Genomic DNA, 26,284 nt, shown 5'->3' on the forward strand with positions numbered 1-26,284 from the left:
TTTATCTGGCTCTTTTGGGATATTGGAGTTATTGAATGCACCCGTTGCTTTAAACTGCTCCGTTTGTTCCATAAGAAAAGCCGCCTTATTTGGCAGCTGATCTGAAACATATGCACCCGTTATGCTTTTTATTATTGGTATAAACAGGATATTAAGTTTTTCATATTAATTAGGGAGATTTAGTTGCCACGAAACTCCAAAACGGTCATTTAGCCAGCCGAATTTCTTACTGAATCCATAATCTCCTAGTGGCATAAGTGCTTGTCCACCTTCGCTCAGTTTCTGATAAATATTGTCAAGTTCTTCTTCGGTATTACAAGTAACAAATATTGAGAACGAAGGTGTGAAGGAAAACTGATGTTTTACATTACTGTCAATGCACATAAATTCTTGACCTTTTAATGTGAAAGTAGCCTGCATGACAGTTCCTTCATCCCCACTTTCATTTGCACCATATCGAACAATGTTTGTAATTGCTGAATCCTCAATCAGAGATGTGTAAAAATTCATTGCTTCTTCTGCTTTGCCATCTTGAAACATTAAAAATGGTCTGACCTTTTCCATTATCAATCTACTCCTTTTAGGACCTATTTTCTAAATATTAGTTCAACTTGTATTATAAATCCATTCTTTTACTAAACTGCCCTTATAGCATCATAAGAAAACGGCTTCCATTTTATCTAAGGAAAGCACCAGTTAGTTCAACAAGGAGCTATACCTTTTTAATTAATTTGGAAAAATTGAATATACCCAACAACAAACAAATCATACTTAAAGCCCAAAATACTGCTGTTTCCCCTAAACGAAGAGATATTTCTTCCGATGCCATAGGATGAAGGTAATCAAACGAAATGGCTTGTAAAGAAAAATATACTGCAACAGAGGATAACAAAAAATGTAGGAAAAGCCAAGCGTATGCCCCACTCCGTCTCTTATTTTTCACCCACAAAAAAATTGTAATTCCAATTGCAATTCCCATTATAATTAAAAATCCACTAATTAACATACTTATGGTTTCTTGTTCCATTGGCATATAGAAAACCTCCTAAATTTAGGTATTAATATTATTAAACTGTACCACCTATTTTAGTAGAATATAATTCTTTTCCTCTAGCCTGCATACGTTAGCATAAAAAGAAAAAGCTGCCGATAATGACAGCTCCCATCTTCAACACTTTCACCCAATAGTTGAATATCTATCAATAATTAACTTACTGTTGTATTACCTTTTAACTTTAAAAAAGTTTTTCCAACAAGTGCAAAGGCAATCAACATAGTAATCAAACTTGCAACAAAGAAACCAATTGCATATATTCGAATATTCGCTTCTGGTACTCGGTCATTTATCTCTAATCCTAAAAGGTATATTCCGATGCCTTCACCATCCACATTCGTTCCAAGAGACCATAAATCTAATCCTTTGTTGACCATTAAAAAAGTAAAGAAAGTAAGAAAAATAATAACAATCCAACGATTAATAGCGTTCATTTTTATACCCCTCCTTATTAAATAATATACCATATTTCCCCATTCCCCCTTTAGTCTTCTTATTGCACTAACCCGACCCGTTTTTATAACAAGCACAATTTTGTTGATATGCTAGTTATAGTATATATACATTTTTAATGAGTATCGAAAATACACAAAGACAACAGTGCTGCTTTATCGTTAAGAGCATAATATAAGCTCTACCGTAAAAGGAGTCCTTAACTGGAACAAGTGTCTCACTTTATCAAGCAAAAACTGTGACGTCTTTTCAAGCGGTCATAAAAGATTGGTTTATTTATATTATCAACTAATAATTGGTATGCGTTTAATTGCTCCAAGTGGAATACTATCTTTGAGGTGAATAATATGAAAAGATTTTTAATGTTAACTTTTTTAATCTTAATGAGTCTATCGGTCCCTATTTCTCTAGCACATGCAGACAAAGATCCTAGCAGCAAGATCAACAAAGAAATTTACGCTTCTCCAGAAGAGCTTTTGGTTGATATGATTAATCCTTATATCACAGAAATTGTTAATAAAGAATGTGAAGAAGGAGTGAATTGGACATTTGAGAGAGTCAATAAACTAGAGTTGATTGTCGATCATACGGGATCAGTGTCAAAAAGTTGGTACGAACTTGAATTGATGATTCGTACATTTAGTTCTAACCTAAAGAATGAAGCTATGAATTTGGACACGGTGACCGTACAGATTGATCCTAAAACGTACTTCGGCTCAATTGAAGGTAAGAGAAAGAAGCTTGATGAAGTGTCGGTTAAAGTTGTTAAATACAGCCATCATCATGATAACAAAAAGAATCAGTAAAGTTTGAGCTGTTGGAAAACAGCTCATTTTTGTAACTGCCTATTTAATGAAGTTTACAATTAACTTAAACAAACTAACACTATAAGGATTAGAGAGCTGCAATATGATTAACCATTCTATAATTGGCAGACAGTAAACATTTGGTCTGTAATTTACGTTAATTCATCGATCGAGCAATTTCTAACATCTCTCTTTTGATAAAATTAAACTGGTCATTTCTATAAATGTGTCTTGTTTTACAAAAAAATAATTTTACAGCTTTAAAAAATGTGTTGAGTTAGGATATCTATTTTCACTTATCTAGAAACATAAAAAATTCTTAGCCTTCCCATTGTTTTATCATTTATGAAGGGGTCTATATTCAGTCCAGCTATTGCTATTAGCTCCTCCTTCTCGTTAAAGACACATATAAAACCAAAAATTAATCAAAGTTAGATAACCTCTCTCCTGAAATGGTTTCGAACAATTTTCCCGATTTACTCTTACTTAACTGAACATATTTCCCTTCACCTTGTATAACAAGCTCGATTTGTTCATTGTTAGGGCTGATCCATAGATCATAATTTATAACAGCTATTCCCTTGTTACTGCTGAAATTGATTTGGAAATCAGGAGGGTGTGTCATACTTACTTCAGCATTTTCCCAGTGAATACTTTCCAGTAGATGTTTGACATTTTGAACAGTGGCCTGATTGTTGATTTCTTTGAATTCCTCATAATTTGCCTCTTCTCCAACACGTTTTTGAACCTTCAACTTAGTTTCTGAATGCTGTAATTTATCTTGAACATTAATCTGAACTTCATTTGTTCCTCTAATGGAACAACCTGAAATGATAATTGAAAAAATTCCAATACAAATAATGAAATAGATATATTTCCTCAAATCGCTCACTCCTTTCCTCTATAGACGATTGTTCTTCGGTTAAGTTACTAAAAATTCAAATTAATAGACGCACCGCTAAATCGTAAATCGGGTTTGAAACTAAAAACACTTTATGCAATATACCTAATAGTCCATGCACCTGTATAAGATAAAAGATAAATTTATAGATGCTAAGCATAACTATGTTATATCATTTATTTATCTTAGTAACTAATAAGCAGGTTTTGTATCACGATGTTTGTTTTTCAAATATTTTACTGATCAATACTGCTTCTTAAAGCACAAAACCCTTCCACATCTGAAAGGGTTTTTTTACTCTATTATTCCGAACCGTCAATCGGATCCACAATGACTTTTCCGTTTTCATCTAATAATGGTGTTAATCCGCTGCCTTGTGTATTCCATACATGCATATAATTAACACCTGTTTTCCGATCAACCAAAATGTAGATCAGTCCGTGCTGATAATTTTGGACTAGTTTTTCATCAAATCGTTTTTCTTCTTTGCTTTTGTCTCGAAACATGCTACCTCACTCCTAATTTAATTTATTCGTGATGTTATTTAAAAGGTTCCCTGTTTATTTTCCTCACTGCTAGCGATCTAATCCAATAATCTGGATTGCACATAAACAAGCGAAATAAACTGACTCTTTTAATGCACACTTTCTTTTTTGGAAATTTATAAGAAATAACGGCTCAGTTTATTTTTCACAAGTATGCACATATTATTTCCCGCAGCACTTCTTATACTTCTTCCCGCTGCCGCAAGGGCATTGTTCGTTTCTGCCAACTTTTTTTTGCCTTGATTTTATATCAATAATGTTGCTGCTGGAAGATGTTGCTAACACAGCGGTTGGGTTTGTATTTGGTTTGCGGATTTCTTTTGGTGCGTAGCCTTTTAAGTGCCATTGTTTTGTATGATTGACTAATGTCATGACAGGATTCATAAAAGCATTTACCTCATCAACATCCTTAAAATCGATGTATTCCTGTATATAAATCAGAATTTCACCGAATTGCTTGCCAATCTTTATGAGAAGTACAATTTCTCCTACAATGTCTTCAGCTTCGGACTTTTTCAAGGGATAGTGAGTCAACATGTATTGCACCAGTTGCTGATAGCTGGCGGTCTGATCAATGTAGCCAGGTTCACTTGCTTTAAAGAGCTGTTCCTTTGTAAAAGGATAAAACCCAATATGCGGCCGCATTTTATGTTCTTTTTTGAGCTTATCTAAATCTTCCAGTTCATCATGCTGAACATAACCGTCTTTAAAAATAATTTCTGAGTCATATACTCTGCGATCAAGTAAAAGCTCTAAATACATGAGCAGATTTACTGGCTTTTTCAGCAGATTTTCAATCATCGATAGTAACTCATTGTATGAGACTGCTCCATAATAAAAAATAATTCCTTTTGTGATTTTTAATAGCTCCGTGTTTTGTTTGACTGCTTGTTTTATGTCTGTGCTTTCACAAAGCGCCTTTAGCTGCTCTACTAGATCTGCTGGAATATAAAGGACTCTTTCTCCGTTAATGGATCCTGTTGCTACTATGCCGCTTTCACGAAAATAGCTAATCTTTTGATGAGTTAAATCAGTAAATGCATAATACCCTCCATTTTGGAGAATTTTAATGATCACCTGCATTCTCTCTGCATCAATACTTGCCAAAAAAGATTCCATTTGATTAACGATGCTTTCAATTAGCACTTCTATTAATGGTGCTTTTTTTAATGTACTGAGTCCCTGCAGCCCGTAAAATTTCCGAATGGTATCTAATTCTGCTTTTGTCTTCTTGCTCAGGGTATCTTCCAGACTAATAGGGTATTCAACTGTTGCATATAGCTTTTTATCTCTCTTATCTTCTTCCAATATAACCGTTTCTTTCATATTGGAGAGTGCCTTTAAAAGTTGTTTCTCTTCGTTGCTGCTCACTTTATTACTCATTTCTTTCACTCCATTATATCTTCGTACATTCTTAGTTGATGAGGGTATTCTACTCCTATGTGCTCTACATTAAGTTTCCGCTGCAGATCAACCGGGAGAATAAAGATGATCTCTTCATTGTGCAGGTCACTGCCTTTAATTTCACCTATTCTTGTATAACCGGAAACCTCATCGCCTATCATAGCAAGCTGAAACTTGGATTGTCCATAAATAATGACAGAGAGTTCAATGAACATCTCATGCATTCTTTTTAACCATTGGTTTTGCTTGATGGTTAAAGGATAGTCAATTGAAAAGTACTCTTCTATTTCACATAGCGGAATTGAAACAATGACGGAGGCTGTTTCACCATCAAGAATGACTTCAACAAGGCTGTTAAGGGTGATCGTTTTTGAATAAGTAAGTTTTCCAATGAACGAATATGTTTGCTCTTTATTTATCTGAATTGGAAGCTGGACAGGCTGGCGTTTTTCCACATAGTTATCCTTATAAGCTAAATCCATGTGCATTGCCATGGTTTTGAGCGCTGCATTTATGACTTCTTGGTCGCCTCCATCATACTGCATTTCCAGTTCATAATAGCTCCCACGCCATTGAGCAGGGTCGCTTATTTTTTTGGTCATCGAGATCCCCCCTCATCTAAATGGATCTAAGATTTGCAGTTATCATTGTAAAAACATTACGAACGCAGCTTCACACGATAATGACTCATCGATTTTGGTACTCCTTTTAACTCAAGAAACCCTGTATAGATTAAGTCCCTGATCCGATATTCCAAATAGTCCGCATGTTTAAATTCTTTACGGTTTTCCAAAACCTCACCAATAACACTGCCTGTTTTAATAAAGTCTTTTTGTTCCTGTTCCTCATGTAATTTTTTGATCGTATTTAAAATTAGTGAATCATAGTGATTCTGTTTTACTTCCATTATTTCATTGTCACGGAAAGTCCGCAAAACTCCCTTAGCCTGTGAGAGTGTCTCCCATTCTTTATGATATTGATACAGCTCTGCTTCATTTAATGCCTTAACTTCTCCTCTTTTTTCAAAAAGAATCCTAACATCTTGAGAGGCAAGATGACATGTATATAAGAATTCGTGTTGTGCATCCTTTGTGGTTATGTATTTCTCATAGAGTTCAACAGAATTCATTAGATAAATCACATTTGCTTTATGCCGCAGTATGTATAAAATAAACCGCAGGAATGTTTGTTCATATGCATCATTTCCATACCAGATATAAATCGGCAGAGTTTCTGGAATGTCTTCGATCTCCCGCAGCATATTCCTAAATTTATTTCCACCCTCAAATTCATCCTGCTCACTATTAATATGGTCAAACAGCCATTCATTGCGATACACTTGTCCTTTTTTCTCATGAAGCTTCCATATGGGACCGATTGCAAGAAATTCAGTAAAGCCTATAACAGCCTTTGGATGCTGCAGTCCTACTCTAACCGAACCTGCTGCGGATTCGGAAGAAACAATATGTACGCTATCCACCTCTTTAAATGGATCTCTGCTGAACGGTTTACAAGCCAGCAATGAGCGATATTGCTGGATACTGTTGTTGATTTCTTCAACCATATCGTTCAACACATCCTGGTTGACGAATATACTGTATCCTTCAGGCGGTTGGGTCTCTTCATGTTTAAACGTTTCAAACGCTTCCTCATCAGCTATTTCAAATGATCTCCACTCGCCATTTTGATTCCAATTCGAAACAGTTAAATACTCCGTAGAGTCCATTTTATACATATAGACCCGATTAGGCTCCAAATAAAAATATACGAACGGAAATCTGACTTTGCTTTTCACTTCGATCCACTCCTTTTCTATAAATTTTACCATACTCACTCATGTAAAAAAGCGCCATATCCAATTAGGAATGACGCTTCGTTTTTGAGGTCAGAAAAGAACCTCATTTTTTCAGCTGTACTCTATATATTCTCTTGTTTAATACTCTCAATAATATTATCCTGATTGACTTTTCGAATTGAATACAGCATGGCTGTTCCTACAATCACGAAAATGCTGATAACGCAATAAATAATATTCATCCAAGGCACTTCAAATGTATATTCAAATGATGAGGTTGTAGCATAATAGATCAGATACATGACAATAAGGCTGAGCGGCAGGCCATACAGTAAGGATTTTAGACCGTAGAAGAGACTCTCATAGCTGATCATTTTATTAAAGCCCATCGGTGTCATTCCTACTGACTTGAGCATAGCAAACTCTCTTTTTCTAAGGGAAACACTAGTAGATATTGTGTTAAAAATATTAGCAACTGAAATCAATGTGATCAGGGCAATAAACCCATAGGTAAAGACCGAAAGAATCAAAATTAGCTGCTCCTGCTCCTGTCTGGCTTTGTACAGATTAGAAACATAAAAATCAGCGTCGGCGTCTTCGATCATTTCCTGCAGTTTTATCGGGTCTGAACTGCGAAGAAATACACTTGAATTAGCCATTTCCTGTTTGTCAGATGCCACTAACTCATTAAAAACCTCTTCGGTCGTAATTAAGTTAACACTGCCGATGCCACCGTAATTAACCCCCATCGGAACCTCATTTGTTTCAGCCACTATGGTGACATCTGCAAATTCACTTTCGATTGATTGCTCATAATCATAATAAAGCAAAGATAGAGATTCACCAATTTCCTTAAAAACAGCTTCTGTTTCGACAAATTTTCCACTTTCAGAGTCTTCGTATTGTGCTGTATTTACTAAGATGACCGGGTGACTTTTCAATGGTTCATCTGTAAATGATTTCACACCAATTTGTTCTGCGTAATCTTCAAAGCTTCGTTCATCCAAACTGGTTACGGAAGTGTAATATGGAACTCCCTTTTCATCCAGCTCTATTAATCCGCTTTTTATGTCTTCCTGAAACGGCAGAGCCGCCTCCTCTTCTTTCACATAAAAGTTTAGATCAATTTGTTTTTGCAGCACTGAACTCTCAACCAAGTCAAATTCTTTAATACTTGCCAGCTGTTCTGACTTTTCTTCATTACTGCTATTGAGTGAAACTCTAATGTCAAAATTAATTCCTTCCTGTGACAGTTCTAATGATTTTTTTAAGCTATCGGTAAAATAGGAGACCGATAAAAATAAGAGAATGCTGATGACAAGGGAAAAGACGGTCACATTATAACGGCGCTTATTTCGTTTTAAATTTTTGAGCCCTATTTCTCCTTCGATGCCAAATAGCTTTCTCACAAGTTTCGGTGTTTTAATCTTTTTGCCTGTGAGTTTTACATCCTGTGATTGGCGGATCGCATCAATTGCTGATATTTTTGATGCTTTAACAGCCGGTAAATAGGTTGAAATAAAGATGGTTACTAACGACAAAAGGCATGCTGTCACAATTGACATTGGTGTAATGACTACCGTTAATTTTTCTGAAATGCCTAAAGCTCCTTCAATCATGTCATTAATTAATAGGAAGGTGATCCATATACCTGTTAAACCGGCGATGATCCCCAGGGGAATACTGATAAGAGCAATGACAAAACCCTCAAAAAAGACGGAATTCCTTTTTTGGCGTTTAGTTGCCCCCACACTTGACAGCATCCCTAAATGACGGGATCTTTCAGATACACTGATCGCAAACGCATTATAAATTAGTGCAACAGAACCAATCATGATAACTGCAACAATAATCCCCAGCAGCCTATACAATGTAGTTTGCAGGTTTGCATTATCTGTAACACCGTAATAGCGGAGCAGACTGTCATTAAAACTTAAAGATGCTTTCTCCAATCCAATACTGTTTGCTAAAACCTCCGCATGGTCAAATATGTCCTTATTAATATCTTTCACGATAACAGATACATCAGCTGAAACATCTGCTTCAACATCTAAATAAGAAATCATGGTATATCCAGGCGACCATGTTGGCTCCCACTCAGGTCTTTCAATTTTACCAACAATCTCATATGTCTTTTCAGCAGTGTCTTCAATCGTTTCAGCTGTTTCGCCGTCCAGTTGAACAACTGAAGCTGTTTGTTTTAATTCCATCTCAGGATCAGAGTCTGGCAGATTACTCACTCTTTCTCCAACCTGCAGTGTTACTTCATCACCAATCTGATAAGAAACTCCTCCGTTTGTTTTCATATGTTCTGAAACAACTGCTTCATTGCTCTCTTTTGGCAATCGGCCTTCTTTTAAATGAATTGGATAATTCTCTAAGCCATCTGTATCAAAGGATTTAATAAAGACATATGGCTTATTTTCATTTTCAGAGCCTGTTAAATTGGCATAGCCCTCATCTCTCGATAAAAAGGCTGATTGTGTTTGATCGTCATCCTGAATCGCCTGTATTTGTTCTTTACTTACATTTTCGTACGACACATGCCATTCGCCATTATTGGCAATGGACTGTTTTTTAAATAAATCCAGGAAAGAGACTCCTAAAGTGGTCACTGCAGCAATCATTGCAACAGAAATAATAACACCAAAAATCGTAACGAGCGTTCTCCTCTTATTCTGTTTCAAGTGCTGAATGGTTAGCTTGTTAACGATATTCATGGATGAAGCACCTCATCCTTTGCAATCCTGCCATCTTCTATCGAAATAACGCGGTCTGCTTCAAGTGCCACCCGCTCGTCATGTGTAATCACAATAAGTGTTTGCTTGTAGGTTTTATTAAACATTTTCAGCAGGTCCATTATTTCTTCGCTGTTTTTGCTGTCCAGATTTCCTGTCGGTTCATCTGCAAGCATAATGGCAGGCTGGCTGATAAGCGCTCTTCCAATCGAAACACGCTGCTGCTGTCCGCCTGAAAGCTGATTCGGCAAATGTGACAGCCGGTGTTCTAAGCCTAGCGTATTTACAATATCAGTTAAATGCTGATTGTCGACTTTATGTCCATCAAGAAGTACGGGCAGCGTGATATTTTCTTCCACTGTCAACACAGGTATTAGATTATAAAATTGATAGATCAATCCAATTTGCCTGCGTCTGAAAATTGCAAGCTGTGATTCGTTTAATCCATAAATATCGGTATTGTCAACGAGCACCTTGCCGCTTGTTGGAATATCGACACCGCCAAGCATATGCAGCAGAGTTGATTTTCCGGAGCCCGATGGTCCAATAATCGCTACGAACTCACCTTTTTTGACTGAAAAAGAAACATCATCAAGAGCTTTGACTGCTGTATCTCCTGTTCCGTACACTTTAGACAGATTCTCTATTTTTAAAATATCCATATCATATACCTCCAACATTCAATTTACATAAAGTATATCTGCCTAAAATGACTCTGCCGTGACTGTAAAATGACAATTTAGTCACTTAAGCTGTTACAGAATTTGTTTATATAATTTGATATGGAATGTTGTTCCTTGGTTAAGTTCACTTTTGACAGTAATAGAGCCGTTCTGCCTTTTAATGATGCTATATGCCATGGCTAGTCCTATTCCAATGCTGTCATCACCAGCATTTTTCCCTTTGTAAAATCGCTTAAATATGTATGGAAGATCTTCTTTCGGGATACCTCTGCCATTGTCAGTGATGATGATTTCAGTAAAAAGGGCGTTTTCAGAGCAAGAAGCCGTGATGCGTCCGCCCTCCCCAGTATGCTCAACACAATTTTTCAAAATATTCACCAGCGCTTCTGCAGTCCAGTTGGCATCTCCAATAAACGTCGCTGTCACATCACCTGTGAGTTCAAATGTTTGATTTTTTACATCCATCGGAATCAGGACCGGCTGAGTTGCTTTTCTAATAGCATCTGCCGCGTTAACAGGGTCCTGTTTAAATTGGATTGTTCCGGCATCAATTTTTGATAGCTTTAACAGTGAAGACACAAGCCAATCAATGCGTTCAAGCTGTACGGTCATACTGCGGGTGAATTCTGAACGCTTTTTAACATCTAAGTTGCTGTCGTTCAGGAGATCAGACATCACCATCATGGACGTTAAGGGAGTTTTTAATTGGTGTGAAATATCAGATATAGCATCAGTTAATTCTTGCTTATTCTTTTGCAGATAATTACTTTGGTCAGAAAGCTTCCTTGTTACTTTATAAAATTCATTTTTTAGAATGCTTAATTCACCTTCATAATTATCACGAATGTCATATGCTATGCTTTCACTGCTGATTTTCCGCATATAATCTGTGAGTTTTTCAATTTCCCGATATCGCCACCTTGTAAATAGTAAAAAAGCGGTAATCAGCAAAACTTCCGTTGCCAGAATGTAGATAAGAGCTTCGGCTGTTAAAAAAAATGTGGCTGCTCCCAATATAAGTACACTTATTGTCATCAATACAACCAAAAATAATTGCCATTCTCTGTTCCGCCACATGCTACTCACCTACTTTATAGCCAATACCGCGGACGGTTTTAATGATTTCTGGTGTTTGCGGATGGTCCTCAAGCTTTTCACGCAATCTTTTAATATAAACGGTCAGGGTGTTATCATTCACAAAATCACCTGCTACATCCCATAACTGTTCAAGCAGCTGTGTTCTTGACAGCACTTGTCCAATATGATTGCTGAAGATGAGCAGCAAACGATATTCAAGTGCAGTTAGAAATACTTCTTCCTCCCTCTTGAACACTTTACCTTCCAGTGTGTTTATGACTATATGTTGAATTTCAATAGTTTTTTTATTCAGCGGCTGTTTAGCGTATCTGCGCAGCACTGATTTAATTCTCGACAGCAGCTCCCGAATCCGAAAAGGCTTCGTAATATAATCATCCCCGCCCATATCGAGGCCCATTACTACATTCACCTCATCGTCGAAAGCTGTTAAAAAAATGACCGGGAGATCACTGCGCTCTTTCACGTATGAGCATAAATCATAGCCGCTTCCGTCTGGAAGTCCGACATCAAACAAGCAAAGGTCAATACGGTCTATCTCTTTAGATAAAATATCCAATGCTGAAGCAAAATTATAACAAAGAATGGATTCAAAACCATCTTGTTGTAATGTATATTCAAGACCAGCAGCAATCGTTTTGTCGTCTTCAACAATCATAATCGTAACCATTTAATTCACCTCAACCTCTAGCATAAAGGATCAATGAAGTGATAAGCAAAGTTTATTTATTTTAAAATAAAATACCCCTGCACAGGGCAGGGGCAAGTTGATTAATGCTTCATTTGGTTGTTCATAGGCATTTGCCCTGCTGCTGGGTGCTGCAGCTGGAGCGTATGCATTTGTTAAAGCCTGCATATCCTGTGCTGCCAATTGTGGAACTTGGTAGTAGTGATTCTTGTTTTGATAAATCGATAGCTCATAAGCCATTTCAATGCAATTTGGCACTGAATCTGCCAGCACTCTGCGCACGACTGGATTTGTTGTTTCCAGTGCAGACATTGTTTTTTGAGATGCAGCTGACTTATGTGCATGCAGCAGGCACCCTGAAATGTATTCATCGTTAATTTCAGTTGCAGACTGGAATGGTTTCTTAGGCGCTCTTGGTGTTAAACCATAAATAAAATCATTGTTTTGCGTCATATTATACGTTTGTGTCGGTACCTGAGGATCTTGACCTGTTTTGAAGCACTCAAGAGTTGTATTATACTCTTGAACAAGGAAAGCATGCTGGCGATTCATGATATTAATCAGTTCAGGATCTTGTGCTTGCTCCTTTAGCATGACAAATTGATTAATCGTGCCAACCCCTGCAGTTAGTACTTCATTTAAGTCAAAAACCTCATGTCCACCATGGTTCATTTGCGGCGGTACAGTACCTGTGTGCATATTTTGATGCATTTGTTGGCCTTGTTGTTGGATGTCCATGATATTACCTCCCTTTTAAGTTTCAGTGTTACCTTGTTATTATGAAGATTTTCCGGTTTGTTATTCACTTGTTTCGATAACCAAAATTAAGCATTGAGGTAAGGGAATTTAGTAATTCTATGTAACAAAATGTCGTCCAAAAAGCAGACTTTTAGAATTGAATGCCTTATGATTTAGCCTTAATTTGTTCCCGGATATTTTCTAATTCTTTTATAGGCAGCGTACCGAGGGATTTCATTATTTCTTTTTCAATGGATTTGCGATTTCTCTCCCGAAACCCATCCCACCAATCACGAAGTCCTTCTGTATTCTTGAGCAAATATTCAATATCGATCTCTTCAACCTCATCATCAGAGAGATAGGTTAAGACCTCACCAAGCATTTTGTTTAAATGCTCTATTTCATCTTGAGCGCTGTTAGGTTGCTGTTCATTGGGCTGAAGCGTATCAGTTTCTGTTTCATCAGATTTCTCAGCTTTTCTTGGCATTATGAGATCGCTCCTGTTTTTTCTTTAGCTTGCCCAATTAACGGAGTTGAAGTCGAGGTTATTGAGGAATGGGTTTATATCGAGAGTGGGGGGTGGTTGTTGCAGCCTGATAGTGAAATAAGCGGAGATTTTACCGTTATTTGCTGAAATGAGCTATTTTCGGGGAAAATAAGCGGAGGTTTTCCGACTATCTCGCGGAAAACAGCCTATTTTTATGTTTTTTGGGTTGTTAGTCGGAATTTCTCCGTCTATTTCATCACTTTTTCCGTGATTTTACGATTTAAGCGGAATTCTTCCGTCTATTTTATCCAGGATGGATCCCTCAATCCATAATAAACCCTAGATTGATCCCTACACTCCATAGTACACCAGATAGGAGCCTTCACCTTATCCCCCAGTCGATAAGTGCGGACCCTTTTTTGACCTGATGCGGGAATCAGAAGCTTTTTATCAACTAGGTTAGAAAGCACTTTTTTGACAGTTTTATCACTTAACTTCATATAATGTAGAACTTCTTTAGGGGAAATGGCTTCTCCTTTACGAACTGCTAACCGGATTACTTCCTTTTCAGCGTAGGACAAGGATGTTTCATCGAACTCATCACCCAGCCATTGGCCGATCATTTGCTGAACAATCTGTTGGCAGCGGCGTGGCTTCTCTTTTATTTGGTCATAAGAAAAGCGAATCACAGTCCATCCATCAATCACTAACTGATTTTGACGATCAAGGTTGTCAGCAAATTGCCATCTGCTTATGTTCTTTAAATGAGGCCCATACCCGTCAATCTCAAAACATATCCGAATTCCCGGGCGAATATAAGCAAAATCCAAATACCTTTTGCCGTCCTTGAAATCATCTATTTCATATTCTGGATGAAGGTACTTGAACTGATAAAATATCGGCCACCACACTTGCTTCAAAAATAGCATTTCAGCCTGACTATGGCCTTCTTCCAAGCGCCGCAGCCGTTCCCCAGTTCTTGCCTGCATGTGAGCATTTAAAAACGCCTGATATTCTTCTTCATATCCCATTGAATTCCTCCTTTTTCATAATAGATACTTCTTCATTATTAGAGCCTAAAACTTACCCAGGAGATCTTTTAACCTGGAATCCAGCATAGCTGTCTTTTAATCTGCATTAATTTGATTGAACATTGGAAGAAATGGTGCAGATGGAGGTAAATTTACAAAGGGTAGTCAGCGGATATTACTATTTTAGTTTAGTATAAATCTTCCAATTGTCAATTTATATCCTTTAAATACTGAGAACCAGCATACACAATTGAATCCTAACTTTATCGGTTATAACCCGTTGCACCTAAGAACGTATTGAATTAATTGAACATATTCTCCTAAGTATTCTTCCTTTCCAGTTCTGCTTGTTTCTTGAAATCCTAATTTCTCAAGCATTTTTCGTGAACGCTGGTTGTTTTCATGCGTTTCAGCAGTGTATTTGGCTATTCCATATTTCTTTACACCATATTTCATCAAATCTGACGCTGCTTTTGTGCCAATTCCTTGACTCCAAAGCATTCTTTCACCGATCGCGATTCCCAATTCGGCAGTATGGTTCTTCATATCTGCCATGTCGCCATATCCAATTAATTTTCCGTCTTGCTCAATCCCTAATCTGACAAATTCTCTAGAGGAATAATACAACTGATTGAACCACCAGTCATATAATTCCTCTGGCTTTCGATCAATCTTCCAGCCATTTGCATGACAAAAAGTCTTATCGGTACTCCAATTGAGTACATATTTGTAATCGTTCATGGTAATAGGTCTGATTTTTATCACAGCTTCCTCCAATTCACTCTTCCTTTGAAATCCATTACAAACTACAGTGTCATGACCTCTTTCTAAAAACCGTATGAATCACCCCAAAGAAAACACAAGCATTTACAACGATAAAAACTGAGAATTCCTTCAACTCAGTCGGAGATAATTTTAATTCTTCATTTAGGAAAAATTGCATCTCTTCATTTAAAGATACAGGTATGGTTAAGTTGGATAAAAACATACCTATTACTGCAAAAATGCCGTATATTTGAAGAGCCTTTTTTATTGTCATGTTTTCCTTTGTATGTATGTTTATTTCAGCAGCTGCTTTTGTTTGCACTTCCAATCTTGCTCCTCCTTTCTCTGTCTCCTTTTTATACGAAGAAATAAATAGAAAGTTCCATATTTTCTTAGACGTACAATACATTTTTATACAGCAAATTTTTGATGTGGTAGTTCAGTTTTCATTTTAGCTCAGCTCCATATGTACTATTATGCTGCGGTATCTTACAGGAGTACAAAAAAGTCCGCTGGCAGCGGACTTTCATCTGGGTTATAAGTGGTTTGGGTCACCGTTCTAACAGTAACTAGATCTTGGCTAACAGTTTGCGGACTTTGGAGTAGCGTTTCACTTATTTCTAAGACTTTTTTGCCATTTAATGCGGCTATATCCTGTTTTTGAAAAAAACACGACTCTTTTTTCCAGTTACTAGGGGTTTCGTGTCCCGTTTCTCTCATTTACACGACACTTTTTACCAGTTACTGGGGTTTTTTGTCCTCTTTCTCTCATTTACACGACTCCATTTTCCAGTTACTAGGGTTTTGTGTCCTGTTTCTCTCATTCACACGACTCCATTTTCCAGTTACTGGGAGTTCATGTCCTGTTTCTCTCATTTACACGACTCTTTTTACCATTTACTAGGGTTTCGTGTCCTGTTTCTCTCATTTACACGACTCCATTTACCAGTTACTGGGGTTTCATGTCCTGTTTCTCTCATTTATACGACTCCATTTTCCAGTTACTAGGGTTTCGCGTCCTGTTTCTCTCAATAACATAACCCCAATTACCATTTTTCAGCATTTCATATTTCGTTTCTCTCGGTAATACGCCAAATATCGGTAACCCAGCCCAAGTCCCATTCCACTCACCTAACAATAAATGAAAGCTTAGCTTTTTCTTCCCCATTTATAAGAATTGCTATCGTGTGATCACCAGGATAGTGTTTTCTTGTTGTCATATTTCTAAAGGATTGTTTCTTTTTATACAGAAGCGGTTTATCCTTCGAGATGGTATTTTCCGTTATTTTAAATATTTTAGCGGATTGTTTGCCTAGTGCTTTTGCATAGTGGATACGGTATTCCAACCGGATCATGGTTGCTTCGTTTCGCTCTGAGGCGGTGGCAAAGGAAAATTGAAGTTCTTCTCCAATATGGATCGTTTCATTTTCAATCCTTAAGTTTTGAACAGATAATCCTTCTGCACCTGAATATCCGAATAAGGCTAGAGCAGCAGGATCGCTCTTTTTTAAAAGCGTTCGGCAAGCGTGTTTGATAATCCAGTCCGTATAAGGATGTGAACCAATCCAGCTTTGCGCTAATTGAAGGACAAGTTCTGGATGATCCTTTGAGATATCATTTAAATTATTGGCTACACTTTTACGAACATATAAAGACTCATCTTCCTTCAAAAGCTCAAAGATGGGAATAATAGGAGATGGGTCTTTTTTTAACGGCTGAAGGGCCATTCCCCAAGGGAGACGGGGACGAATTCCCTCACTTGCCAGACGCCGAACATTGGCATGAGGTGAGACTGCCCAGTTCTCCATTTGTTTTGCCATCTTGTCTAGATCCTTCAGGATAAACGGACGGACGGCAAATTCAGATGTCGAATACATAGTGAAATGTTCCAAGGCTGCAATGGATAGCTCCCAGTGATCCAAGCCAAATACTTCAACATAGTCTGGAAAAATAATGGCTGCCAAATCTTCATTTTTAAAATGGGGTGCAACTTTCATTAGCAAGTCTAAGCTTTCTTCGTAATCCGCAGGCAAGCCTTCATTCAGTTTTAGCGTAATATGACGCATCCGTTCTTTTAATGTTCTATACTCCCATTGATCATCAAAAACAGCAGAAGTAAATACCTCCCCGTTAAAGGGAGGATATTCACTTTTAATTGAAGAGATAAGTTTATGAATAAATGGTACATTGTAGATGTCTTTTAATGCAGAAGCCATTTCAGCGTCTCTCCTTAGATTAGAAGCTTAATGATTCTTCAATAAAAATTGCGTTTTGCTGCCTGTTTGGGTTGCAGTTACTTCTAATCTTGCATCAATTCTTTCTTTTAGTTCCGGCACATGGGAAATCACGCCTACGAGACGGCCGCTGCTTTGAATATCAATTAATGATTCGATCGCCTGATCTAATGATTCAGGATCAAGTGTGCCGAAGCCTTCATCAATAAACATGGTTTCAAGCGAAACCCCGCCTGCATAGTTTTGAACAACATCAGCCAGGCCAAGTGCCAACGCAAGAGATGCTTTAAAGCTTTCTCCGCCTGACAATGTTTTCACATGCCTTTCCTGTCCAGTATATTGATCATAAATAAGCAGTTCAAGTCCGCTTTGAACATTTCCTTTTGAGCGGTCTGTTTTGCGCAGCAATTCATAGCGTCCGCTCGTCATTTTTGTCAGACGGCTGTTGGCTTCCCTTAAAATATCATCTAAAAAGGCCGCAAGAACAAAACGTTCGAATGTGATTCTGTACGTATTTTGACCTTTTGAAATGTCAGACAAATGGCCAATAAGCTGATAGCGCTCTTCCAATTCCTTCATGGAAGCATTAATCTCATCGATCTTTTGTTTGGTTGCTGTGTTATCTCTCTTTTTAATCGTTAACGCGGTATATTGCTCCTGAAGAATCGAGATTTGCTCGTCCAATTCCTTCAGCTGATTTCTCATTGCCTCAAGATCAGGTGCCTCAACATTGTGAAGGAGCTCTGAAAGCTCAGATATTCTGTCTGTGACAGAACGCAGCTCTTCTCTATAATTGCGGATGAAGCTGTCAAGATCCTGTAGCTGCAGTTCCGTACGCTTTGCCTGTTTGTACTCTCCATATACTTTAAAGCCCTGTTTTTGCATTTTTTCAACAAATAGATTGCGCTCAATTTTTAGCTTTTCCCGGATTTGAACAGCGTTTTTCTCCTGCAGCTCTAATCTGGCTTTTTCTGCAGCGTGCTTTGACTGTGTCTCCTGATGCATCTTTTGTGCTGCTTCAAGCTGTTTGAGCATCTGCTGCAGTTCATTCTCGGCTTGCTGTAATTGTTTTTGATAAAGCTGTACGGATCGCAGTTCAGCTGGGATTTTTCCTGTCATACGAGTCAGCTCTGTTTGTTTTTCGGTATACAGAATAGTTGCTTCATTGACTTTTTCTCCGGTGGATTGAAGTTCGTGTTGAAGATTTTTCTTCGCTTCTTCACCATTTTTCAACTGTTTTTCACATAGAGAAAGTCTTTCTTTTTCGTTGCTGAATTCTTTTTGTGTAAGTGTTAATTCCTGTAGCTTATCTTTAGCTGTTCGAAAAAGAGATGGCAGCTGCTCCATCTGATAGTCAGGAGAATGCTTTCGTATGTCCTCTTCTAAATCATTTAACGTATCAAAGATCGCTTGCTTGGACGATTGTGCCTGATAAAATGCAGACTCAGCCTGCCCTTTTTGCTGTTCCGCTTTGACCAGCCTTTCCTTGGCAGCTTTTAAATCTTCATCAGTTGGAACTTCGCCGCTTGCATGTGCAGGCACCGGATGATGGTTTGAACCACAAACAGGACAAGCCTCTCCATCAGCAAGTTTCCCAGCCAGCACAGCAGCCTGGCCTTTAAGCCACGTGTTTTCTAAAGCTTCTTGAGTTGCTTTTGCATCATCTAACTGTCGTTTTGTTTGAGTATAAAATTCTTCTTTTTCTTTATGGATTCGCTCTGCTTCATGATAGCGATCAGATTGATTTTTAAACTGATGCAGCTTTTGCAGCTCATTGTTAAGCTTTTCGATGATATGCTCATTTTGTATAAACTGAAGCTGATTTTGTTCCAATTTACCTTTTTCTGCAGTTAATTCTTCAAGTTTGGCTTCTATTTGTTTTTGGCGTTCCTCAAGCTCGGAACGCTTCTCTTTTAACTGCTGGAGATTTTTATTTGCTTCCATTGCATCAGCCTCTACAGCTGCAAAAGAATAGATATCCTCTTGAATATTCTTTAAGCGATTGACGTTTTCCTGAGCAATTTTTCTTTCCTCTTCCTTATTCTGTTCCGCTGTCCATAATTCCTGATGTTTTTGAAGCAATTGGGATAAATCTGTAAAACGGGTTTCGGCTTGTTTGTGCTCCTGCTCGGCCACATCTAAATCGCGCTTTAGCATATGACATATTTCTTCCTGCTGTTCCAAAATAGCCGCTTTATGCGCAAGCGCAATCTCGGCTTCCTTTTCTTCAACAGATGTTTTTAAACCATCCAACTCGATCTTACGCTTCTGCAGGTTTTCTTTTGTTTCCAGCTGCTTGACGATATTTTCTGCTTCATAAATCTTTTGCTGTAGTTTGTTTCGTTTCTCCTGCTCTGTCTTGCCTGCTTTTATGAGCTGCTCTAGAGCAGCTTCCATGAAGGATATTTCTTCCTCCAGGAGTGGAAGGATTACAACATCATTTGTGCTTCCTGCGTCGAGGTAATTCTTAAGTTCATCAGAAAAAGATGCATGTATTTGCTGAATTGCATGTGATCGATCATCAAGTCTTTTTTCCACTGCCTTTTTCAATTGAGATGCTTCTTCTTTTAAAACTTCTTCCATTCTTTTATATAGTTCTGTATGAAAGAGGCGCTGCAGAATCAATTCTTTGTCCTTACTGTCCGACGTAAGAAGTTTACGGAACTCTCCCTGTGGAATCATTAAAATTTGCCGAAATTGATTGCTGTCAATGATCATAATTTCTTTAATTTTTTCATCTACATCTCTTACATTTGATGCGAGGAGCTGCAATTTACCGTCCTTGTCATAGATATAAAGTTCAGCTTTTGCTCCAACCGTAGTTGTTCCATCGCCCCGTTCTTTTTTCTTGATTTGCTGAGGAGATCTCGAGATAAAATACGTTTTATTTCTGAGTGAAAACTCAAGTGACACTTCTGTTGCTATACTGTTAAGTGCAAATTGGCTCCGCAGATCACTGCCATTACGATCTTCGCCGCTCGCTTTACCATATATCGCGAAGCTGATTCCATCAAAAATGGTTGTTTTGCCAGCTCCTGTTTTACCTGATATAACAAACATTGTTCTCAATCCGAGTTGTGTAAAGTCGATCTCTTCTTTTCCTGCGTACGGCCCAAAGGCTTGCATAGTCAATTTTAGCGGTCTCATTTCAATGCTTCCTCCTTCCGTACTTTTTCAATAACATCAGCGATCGCTGCTTTTCTTTCTTCTGTAAAAGGAGATATTGTCATTTCCTCATAAAATTGCTGAAATAAATCGAGCTCAGATTTTTTTCCATCCTTAATAGATGTAAAAGATGATTTCTTTTTCATATCAGTTATAGATATTTTTCGCTCTAAATGAAGAACATTTGGGAAAACTTGTCGGAGCTTGTTAATCGGATCAATTAAAGCTCCCTCATCTAATAGATTAATTTTAAAATAATCTTCTATGTTTTCTTTTTCATAGAAAGAAGGATCTAGTAATTCTTCTAGGTGTCCTTCGATTTCTCTCATATCTTTTTTAGGCTGAATCGAGCGTGTGCGAAGCTCAAATTCTCCATTTTCTTTCATTTCAATAATGGATATAGATTTATTTTGCTTTGATTCAGAAAAAGAATATTTTAAGAGAGATCCAGAATAGCGGACTGTATCATGCTTGATTGCGTCTGGGCTATGCAAATGCCCTAAAGCCGTATAGCTGAAAGGTGAAAATACATCAGCATGCACACAGCCTGAACCGCCAACAGATAATGTACGCTCCGAATCGCTTGTTTTTCCGCCTAACACAAAGGCATGTCCAATCAATACATTTGGTTCATCATGATTGATGTTTTTTTCAATCTCTCCTACCACTCGTTTCATTGCATCATCATGGGAGTGAATGCTTGAATCATCAAATAAGTGCCGCACCATACCAGGTTCTGCAAATGGAACTAAATAAAAGTTCACACCGTTAATAGTGACCGGCTGAAAGTCTGATTGCAGCTTCCCTTCCAAATAAAAGTGGCTTTTTTTATACCAAGAGCTACCAAAAGAAAGGCGTTCAGCACTGTCATGGTTGCCTCCTATAGCAACAATCGGAGTGTTTAGCTCTACATTAATCTTAAATAATACTTCATTCAGCAATTCAACCGCTTCAGTTGGAGGAACAGAGCGATCATATAAATCACCTGCTATGACAACTGCATCCGGCTTTTCTTCTTCGACAACTTCAATAATTCTCTCTAAAAAGTAGCGCTGATCCTCTGTCATATATACACCGTGCACAAGCTTCCCTAAATGCCAATCAGCAGTATGTATAAACTTCATTGCCTTTCCTCCCCATTCCCTATTATTAGAATCTATTATAACAAATCAAAAATGGGGATAGGAATATTTGTTCTATTTTAATTATTTTAATTTCGAAGGATGAGGATTTTTATGTTCACCATTTACTAATTCTGCAAATAATTCCCCTGGAGGTGTCTGATCGGCAATAGGGTTTTGAGCTGTAAGTCCCATTAACCTTTTGAATTCGCCAACAGTAAGAGGCTTGGCTTCATCAGTTAACTCATAACCAATTTGTCCATTAGGTTCCAGTGTTGCTGTTTTTATGTTCTCTATCTTATTTATACCCGATATTCGAATGCGCATCTCCAGCTCATCAACAGAAATGCGCAATTTTTTCAACTGATGAATATCAATGATGCCATCTTGAATGATAACTTTTGACTTGCCTGTAATAAATTTTTCAACTGCATTAAATTTTAACTGTACAATTTCCATGAAGACAAGGGCTGCCACAAAAATCCCTGCGGCAACGACTGTTTTCCAGACGCTTTGTTCTACAATAGGTTTAACAATGATCGATCCGATGGAGATCATGACAACCGTTTCTGCAAGGGTCATCTGCGAAATCGATTTTCTGCCAGCCAGTCTTAAAAGAAGTACACCAGCAAAAACCATTATGAGGGCTGCAAGAGCAAAGTTCATGAATAATCACCTTTCTTAAAAATTGACGCAGACTCCCCTATAAACTGAGAGTGGCATCTGTTATGTGATTTAGTGTGAAAAAGATTGCTTCTAGACAAGACATAGCCTATTACTTTTAAAAATTCATTGCTGAGTATTCTATTTTTTGGATTGATAAAGGAAATTATACAGAAATGGGAAGAGTTTCTTTGAGGATTATAAGTGAAATGATAAAAGCAGCCGAGGCAAAAGCCAGGGCTGCTTGGTTAGTTAGCGATTATAGTTTGTTTACGTTTGCAGCTTGAGGTCCGCGAGCACCTTCAACAACTTCGAAAGATACTTCTTGACCTTCATCTAAAGACTTGAAGCCTTCAGTTTGAATAGCAGAGTAGTGTACGAATACATCGTTTCCGTCTTCGCCTTCGATGAAGCCGAATCCTTTTTCAGCATTAAACCATTTTACTTTACCGTTTTTCATAAAAAAAATCCTCCTATTGACTAAACCATTAGCCATCTTTAATCACCATTTACAACGATTATGCTTTACCTATACTACTGTTCCTAACCTTGTTTAAAGAGACGGAAAAGTTGCTAAAAAGTATAACACGATGCAGAACGGCTATTCTTAACTTAGCATTATACTTAAAATATGTCAACAATTTCCGTTCCCTCTATTTTCCTCTATTGTTTCATTTTCTCAGGCAAGCTCTGGATTGAGTTGACGACAACATCAAGCTTTGCTTCGATCCGATTTAGTAAGAATAAGGTTACTACAATTGGAAAACCAACATCGCTAATAATTTGGGAAATCTCATCCATCTTATTACCCTCCCTTCCTTTTTATTAGAAATTTGTGAGCGTTCATTTCATCAATAGAGAAGCATTGGAGAAGCTAGACTCTTTTTACGAAATTTCATTCTCATGCTAAAAAATAGTTCATATTAAAACAAGGCCAGCAGACTTCCTGCCGGCCTCTTCTGCAATTAGACAAATTCATAGGATGTTACAGTGCGTTCTACTAATCTAGCTTCTTTTACAGCCACATAGCTGCCATTGCTGCCTTGAAATACATCTGATGAAATCATTTGCTCCATCGCTGCTCTTACTGCATCTGGATCGATCGGCTCTTTCGGCTGATCAATTGAAATTCTGGCCTGCTTGTCTAGGTTTGTCAGAAAGGTAAGCTCCAATGTCTTTTCCATGCCTTTTTCCCTCCCTTCTTTTGTTTAAAGTTGGTCATTATTCTACGATTGTGTAGCTGTCGTTTCTTGTTATTGAAACGATTGGAGTGTCGGTAAGAGTGCCTACAGCTTGTGCTGCGGATAGTAAACCATCTGCTGTAGCTTCTTTTTTGATGTTTGAAAAAGTTTTGGATTTAAGGATCGGTTCTCCTTTTTCATTCAAACCTGTTTCAAACGCAAGCTTTAACTTGGTATCAACCATAAGTGCTTGTGCCATTGCCATCACCTCCTTTCACTTTCTATATAAATAAAAAGCAGTAGAAAGGACAGGTAGCAGGCAAAAGTTTTTTAATTCATTTCGCTCAGGTTAATAAAACAAGCCATTCTATCACATTTTCATAAGATATATAGAAGCCGGACAAAGGAGGTGGTTTGATGGACTTATTAACATTCCTGAACCAGAAATACGTTATGCTAATACCGGCTCTTTGGGTTATTGGAGCTGCTTTAAAAAATACCCCTATTATCCCGGATTGGACGATTATTTGGATTTTATTTCTATGTTCAATCACGATTGGAAGTCTAGCTCATGGCTTTACGTACGAGTCAGTGGTAAATGGGATTATAGCTGCTGGTATAGCTGTTTTTGGGCATCAAATGTTGAAACAGACTTTGGAAGGAGGCCTGATAAGAAAACAAAAGAAGTAAGGAAGGAACAAAATCAGCTTTCTGCCAATTGATCATGCCAGCTGCTGCTGGCATATTGGCTACATATAGAAAAGAATAATTAATTGTGGATCTGACATGGATATCGATACTAAAGAGAACTAGAAGGATATATAAGGGGATGAATTGTTTAAAAAGATAATTTCACCTTAACCAATGTAAATATAGAGAAAAACATTGATCGAGTAGGAGGGGGTGACTAACCCCCGACCTCTCACACCACCGTACGTACCGTTCGGTATACGGCGGTTCAATTAAGTTTGACGTAGAAATTCATATCTTTGATATAGACTTTTGAGCCCTCGATTACTCCAATAAGAGTTATTGAGGGTTTTGTTTAGAACCGGACTAGAGGCTATTCTCCAATATCTCTTTCTGGAGTTTCCCCATTCGTATGCCTTTTGGTCTGGAACACCTAAGCCCTTGAGTTTTCTTACTCTTGTCCCCGGATTCTTCCATTGTTTCCATTCAATCATACGAAGTCTTCTCCTAATCCACTCATCAAATTCTTTAAATTTGCTAGGTGTATCGGCTAATGCAAAATATCCACACCATCCCGTTAGATATTGATTTAGTTTCTCAATTCTACCTTCCATGGAAATGGATTTGGAACGGGAGGTTAACTCTCGTATTTTAGCTTTAAGCCTTTTAATACTTTCGTTGGCTATTCGAACCTTCGGTTTCTTATTAATCGTAAAGCTAAAGCCAAGGAACTTTCGTTTCCACGGGCGGTCAACCGCTGATTTATCCCTGTTCACTTTGAGCTTTAATTTCTGCTCAATAAAACATGTAATCGAGTTCATCACACGTTCTCCAGCTTTCTTCGATTTCATGTAGATATTACAATCATCGGCGTAGCGGACAAACTTGTGACCTCTCCTTTCTAACTCTTTATCAAGCTTATCCAAAAGGATATTCGAAAGAAGAGGGCTCAGGGGGCCTCCTTGTGGTGTTCCTTCTTCTGCATCGTAGACTACACCATTTATCATGATTCCTGCTTGGAGATATTTCCGTATTAATTTCAAGACCAATCGGTCTTGGATTCTGCTTGCCAATATCCCCATCAACTTATCATGATTCACTTTGTCAAAGAACTTCTCCAAGTCCATATCAATCACCCACCTATAACCTTCACTTATGTATCCCCTTGCTTTACGAACAGCGTCATGGCCTCTTCGGCTTGGCCTGAACCCATAACTATGTTCTGAGAAGATTGGGTCAAAAAGTGGGGTTAAAACTTGGGCAATTGCCTGTTGAATGAACCGGTCTGTCACGGTCGGTATTCCTAGTAATCTTACTCCACCGTTCGGTTTCGGGATTTCGACTCGACGGACTGGGGTAGGCTGATAGGTACCCTTCCTTAAAGAGTCACATAGGGTGTCCCAGTTTTCATAGAGCTGTCTTCGTAGGGATTTTACGGACATTCCATCTATGCCGTGACTTCCTTTGTTCTTCTCCACACGTTTAAGTGCTTCTATTAAGTTTTCCCGTGACAGAATCAGATTCATTAACATGTGATATTTCCTTTCGACGTGAACGTAGAAGTCTAATTATGTTATTCCTGCTCCACCCTCATGAAGTCCCCTGTGGATTCACCACTTCCTCCTTCAAGTAAGTCCTTTCGGCTTGTCTGCTTCTACACAGGAATTGTATGCCTAGTTCTCGTTCTTCCTAATTGTTCAGTCCTTCCCTTACCGTCTCGAGTAGGTAAGGTACTATGACCTCTGCTGACTTCTGGTTGTTCAGCTATCTATTTCTAGATAGGTTACCAAGTGTACTTGGCGTACCAACCAGACCTCCCCGCGTAAGAGTACAATCTTTCCCTCCATCTATCTGCTCCCTTTACTCTGTACCACCTTCGGCAGTAAGGACTTTGTTTTGTCTGGCAAACGCATCCAATGATACCTAGCCTTGTATGAAGTTCGTATTCCTCAGACCGGAGGTTTGCCGCTCGCTTCCTTCAGATTCCGCGTCGCCGCGGACACCCTTGCGTTAAGCTAACCACTACTACTGCCTTCGTGGCTCGGGA

Annotated in this window: 28 protein-coding genes; 2 read left to right on the plus strand and 26 right to left on the minus strand. The window is 38.2% G+C overall.

Features of this window, described 5'->3' with window-relative positions; translation table 11 throughout:
* Positions 1-165: 165 nt before the first annotated feature.
* From A6754_RS12775 to A6754_RS12785, 3 genes are all read right to left on the minus strand, one after another.
* Positions 166-564: a VOC family protein gene (locus A6754_RS12775; protein WP_066446150.1), complete on the minus strand. Its 399-nt coding sequence runs from the start codon at positions 562-564 to the stop codon at positions 166-168.
* Positions 565-712: 148 nt separating this feature from the next.
* On the minus strand, positions 713-1,033 hold the full coding sequence (locus A6754_RS12780; protein WP_156495791.1) for a hypothetical protein: 321 nt from the start codon (positions 1,031-1,033) through the stop codon (positions 713-715).
* A 173-nt stretch (positions 1,034-1,206) separates the two neighbouring features.
* Complete coding sequence (locus tag A6754_RS12785) at positions 1,207-1,488, minus strand: hypothetical protein (protein WP_066446152.1); 282 nt, start codon at positions 1,486-1,488, stop codon at positions 1,207-1,209.
* Positions 1,489-1,869: 381 nt separating this feature from the next.
* On the opposite strand from A6754_RS12785, the gene A6754_RS12790 reads away from it, so the two are divergent.
* A complete protein-coding gene (locus tag A6754_RS12790) occupies positions 1,870-2,313 on the plus strand; it encodes a DUF3888 domain-containing protein (RefSeq protein ID WP_180320222.1) in 444 nt (147 codons plus the stop codon).
* 421 nt (positions 2,314-2,734) lie between these two features.
* Here A6754_RS12790 and A6754_RS12795 read toward each other — a convergent pair whose 3' ends face one another.
* From A6754_RS12795 to A6754_RS12905, 22 genes are all read right to left on the minus strand, one after another.
* On the minus strand, positions 2,735-3,196 hold the full coding sequence (locus A6754_RS12795; RefSeq protein ID WP_066446158.1) for a YhfM domain-containing protein: 462 nt from the start codon (positions 3,194-3,196) through the stop codon (positions 2,735-2,737).
* Positions 3,197-3,516: 320 nt separating this feature from the next.
* Complete coding sequence (locus tag A6754_RS12800; RefSeq protein WP_066446161.1) at positions 3,517-3,720, minus strand: DUF6440 family protein; 204 nt, start codon at positions 3,718-3,720, stop codon at positions 3,517-3,519.
* 201 nt (positions 3,721-3,921) lie between these two features.
* Positions 3,922-5,142, minus strand: coding sequence for an SEC-C metal-binding domain-containing protein (locus tag A6754_RS12805; RefSeq protein ID WP_066446162.1), 1,221 nt, complete (start codon positions 5,140-5,142; stop codon positions 3,922-3,924).
* Between the two features lie 5 nt (positions 5,143-5,147).
* Positions 5,148-5,765: a hypothetical protein gene (locus tag A6754_RS12810; protein WP_066446163.1), complete on the minus strand. Its 618-nt coding sequence runs from the start codon at positions 5,763-5,765 to the stop codon at positions 5,148-5,150.
* 56 nt (positions 5,766-5,821) lie between these two features.
* The gene (locus A6754_RS12815; RefSeq protein ID WP_066446166.1) at positions 5,822-6,958 is read right to left on the minus strand and encodes a DUF1835 domain-containing protein; all 1,137 of its coding nucleotides are present in this window, start codon (positions 6,956-6,958) and stop codon (positions 5,822-5,824) included.
* Between the two features lie 122 nt (positions 6,959-7,080).
* Entirely contained in the window at positions 7,081-9,678 is a 2,598-nt protein-coding gene (locus A6754_RS12820) for an ABC transporter permease (RefSeq protein WP_066446175.1), read from the minus strand.
* Positions 9,675-10,358 (minus strand): ABC transporter ATP-binding protein, encoded by a 684-nt coding sequence (locus A6754_RS12825; protein ID WP_066446177.1) that lies wholly within the window; start codon positions 10,356-10,358, stop codon positions 9,675-9,677. Before A6754_RS12825 ends, A6754_RS12820 begins: the two co-directional genes overlap by 4 nt.
* Positions 10,359-10,451: 93 nt before the next feature.
* Positions 10,452-11,456 (minus strand): sensor histidine kinase, encoded by a 1,005-nt coding sequence (locus tag A6754_RS12830; protein ID WP_066446180.1) that lies wholly within the window; start codon positions 11,454-11,456, stop codon positions 10,452-10,454.
* A 1-nt stretch (position 11,457) separates the two neighbouring features.
* The gene (locus A6754_RS12835; protein WP_066446186.1) at positions 11,458-12,144 is read right to left on the minus strand and encodes a response regulator transcription factor; all 687 of its coding nucleotides are present in this window, start codon (positions 12,142-12,144) and stop codon (positions 11,458-11,460) included.
* 30 nt (positions 12,145-12,174) lie between these two features.
* A complete protein-coding gene (locus A6754_RS12840; protein WP_066446189.1) occupies positions 12,175-12,900 on the minus strand; it encodes a spore coat protein in 726 nt (241 codons plus the stop codon).
* A gap of 166 nt (positions 12,901-13,066) precedes the next feature.
* A complete protein-coding gene (locus tag A6754_RS12845) occupies positions 13,067-13,387 on the minus strand; it encodes a hypothetical protein (RefSeq protein ID WP_066446192.1) in 321 nt (106 codons plus the stop codon).
* A 299-nt stretch (positions 13,388-13,686) separates the two neighbouring features.
* Positions 13,687-14,418, minus strand: coding sequence for a putative endonuclease domain-containing protein (locus A6754_RS12850; protein ID WP_257297634.1), 732 nt, complete (start codon positions 14,416-14,418; stop codon positions 13,687-13,689).
* Between the two features lie 270 nt (positions 14,419-14,688).
* Positions 14,689-15,183 (minus strand): GNAT family N-acetyltransferase, encoded by a 495-nt coding sequence (locus A6754_RS12855; RefSeq protein WP_257297636.1) that lies wholly within the window; start codon positions 15,181-15,183, stop codon positions 14,689-14,691.
* A gap of 49 nt (positions 15,184-15,232) precedes the next feature.
* The gene (locus A6754_RS12860) at positions 15,233-15,505 is read right to left on the minus strand and encodes a hypothetical protein (RefSeq protein WP_156495793.1); all 273 of its coding nucleotides are present in this window, start codon (positions 15,503-15,505) and stop codon (positions 15,233-15,235) included.
* Positions 15,506-16,310: 805 nt separating this feature from the next.
* On the minus strand, positions 16,311-17,399 hold the full coding sequence (locus A6754_RS12870; RefSeq protein ID WP_066446199.1) for a DNA alkylation repair protein: 1,089 nt from the start codon (positions 17,397-17,399) through the stop codon (positions 16,311-16,313).
* 27 nt (positions 17,400-17,426) lie between these two features.
* Positions 17,427-20,564, minus strand: coding sequence for an SbcC/MukB-like Walker B domain-containing protein (locus A6754_RS12875; RefSeq protein WP_066446201.1), 3,138 nt, complete (start codon positions 20,562-20,564; stop codon positions 17,427-17,429).
* On the minus strand, positions 20,561-21,706 hold the full coding sequence (locus A6754_RS12880; RefSeq protein WP_066446204.1) for an exonuclease SbcCD subunit D: 1,146 nt from the start codon (positions 21,704-21,706) through the stop codon (positions 20,561-20,563). The genes A6754_RS12875 and A6754_RS12880 overlap by 4 nt, the downstream gene beginning before the upstream one ends.
* A gap of 81 nt (positions 21,707-21,787) precedes the next feature.
* The gene (locus A6754_RS12885) at positions 21,788-22,369 is read right to left on the minus strand and encodes a DUF421 domain-containing protein (protein ID WP_066446206.1); all 582 of its coding nucleotides are present in this window, start codon (positions 22,367-22,369) and stop codon (positions 21,788-21,790) included.
* 256 nt (positions 22,370-22,625) lie between these two features.
* Positions 22,626-22,826 carry a cold-shock protein gene (locus A6754_RS12890; protein ID WP_066446209.1) on the minus strand — a complete coding sequence of 67 codons (201 nt, stop codon included), beginning with the start codon at positions 22,824-22,826 and terminating at the stop codon, positions 22,626-22,628.
* 203 nt (positions 22,827-23,029) lie between these two features.
* The gene (locus A6754_RS12895) at positions 23,030-23,167 is read right to left on the minus strand and encodes a YvrJ family protein (RefSeq protein WP_066446212.1); all 138 of its coding nucleotides are present in this window, start codon (positions 23,165-23,167) and stop codon (positions 23,030-23,032) included.
* A gap of 164 nt (positions 23,168-23,331) precedes the next feature.
* A complete protein-coding gene (locus tag A6754_RS12900; RefSeq protein ID WP_066446214.1) occupies positions 23,332-23,550 on the minus strand; it encodes a DUF2922 domain-containing protein in 219 nt (72 codons plus the stop codon).
* A 37-nt stretch (positions 23,551-23,587) separates the two neighbouring features.
* The gene (locus A6754_RS12905) at positions 23,588-23,806 is read right to left on the minus strand and encodes a DUF1659 domain-containing protein (RefSeq protein ID WP_066446217.1); all 219 of its coding nucleotides are present in this window, start codon (positions 23,804-23,806) and stop codon (positions 23,588-23,590) included.
* A gap of 158 nt (positions 23,807-23,964) precedes the next feature.
* Here A6754_RS12905 and A6754_RS12910 point away from each other — a divergent pair, with 158 nt between their 5' ends.
* On the plus strand, positions 23,965-24,237 hold the full coding sequence (locus A6754_RS12910) for a phage holin family protein (protein ID WP_066446219.1): 273 nt from the start codon (positions 23,965-23,967) through the stop codon (positions 24,235-24,237).
* 272 nt (positions 24,238-24,509) lie between these two features.
* Here the strand turns inward: A6754_RS12910 and ltrA are convergent, their stop codons facing one another.
* Positions 24,510-25,769, minus strand: a complete 1,260-nt coding sequence (gene ltrA / locus A6754_RS12915; RefSeq protein WP_066446222.1) for a group II intron reverse transcriptase/maturase — start codon at positions 25,767-25,769, stop codon at positions 24,510-24,512.
* Between the last annotated feature and the right edge of the window lie 515 nt (positions 25,770-26,284).

Source organism: Cytobacillus gottheilii (assembly GCF_001636345.1).
In the GTDB taxonomy this organism is placed as follows: domain Bacteria; phylum Bacillota; class Bacilli; order Bacillales; family Cytobacillaceae; genus Cytobacillus; species Cytobacillus gottheilii.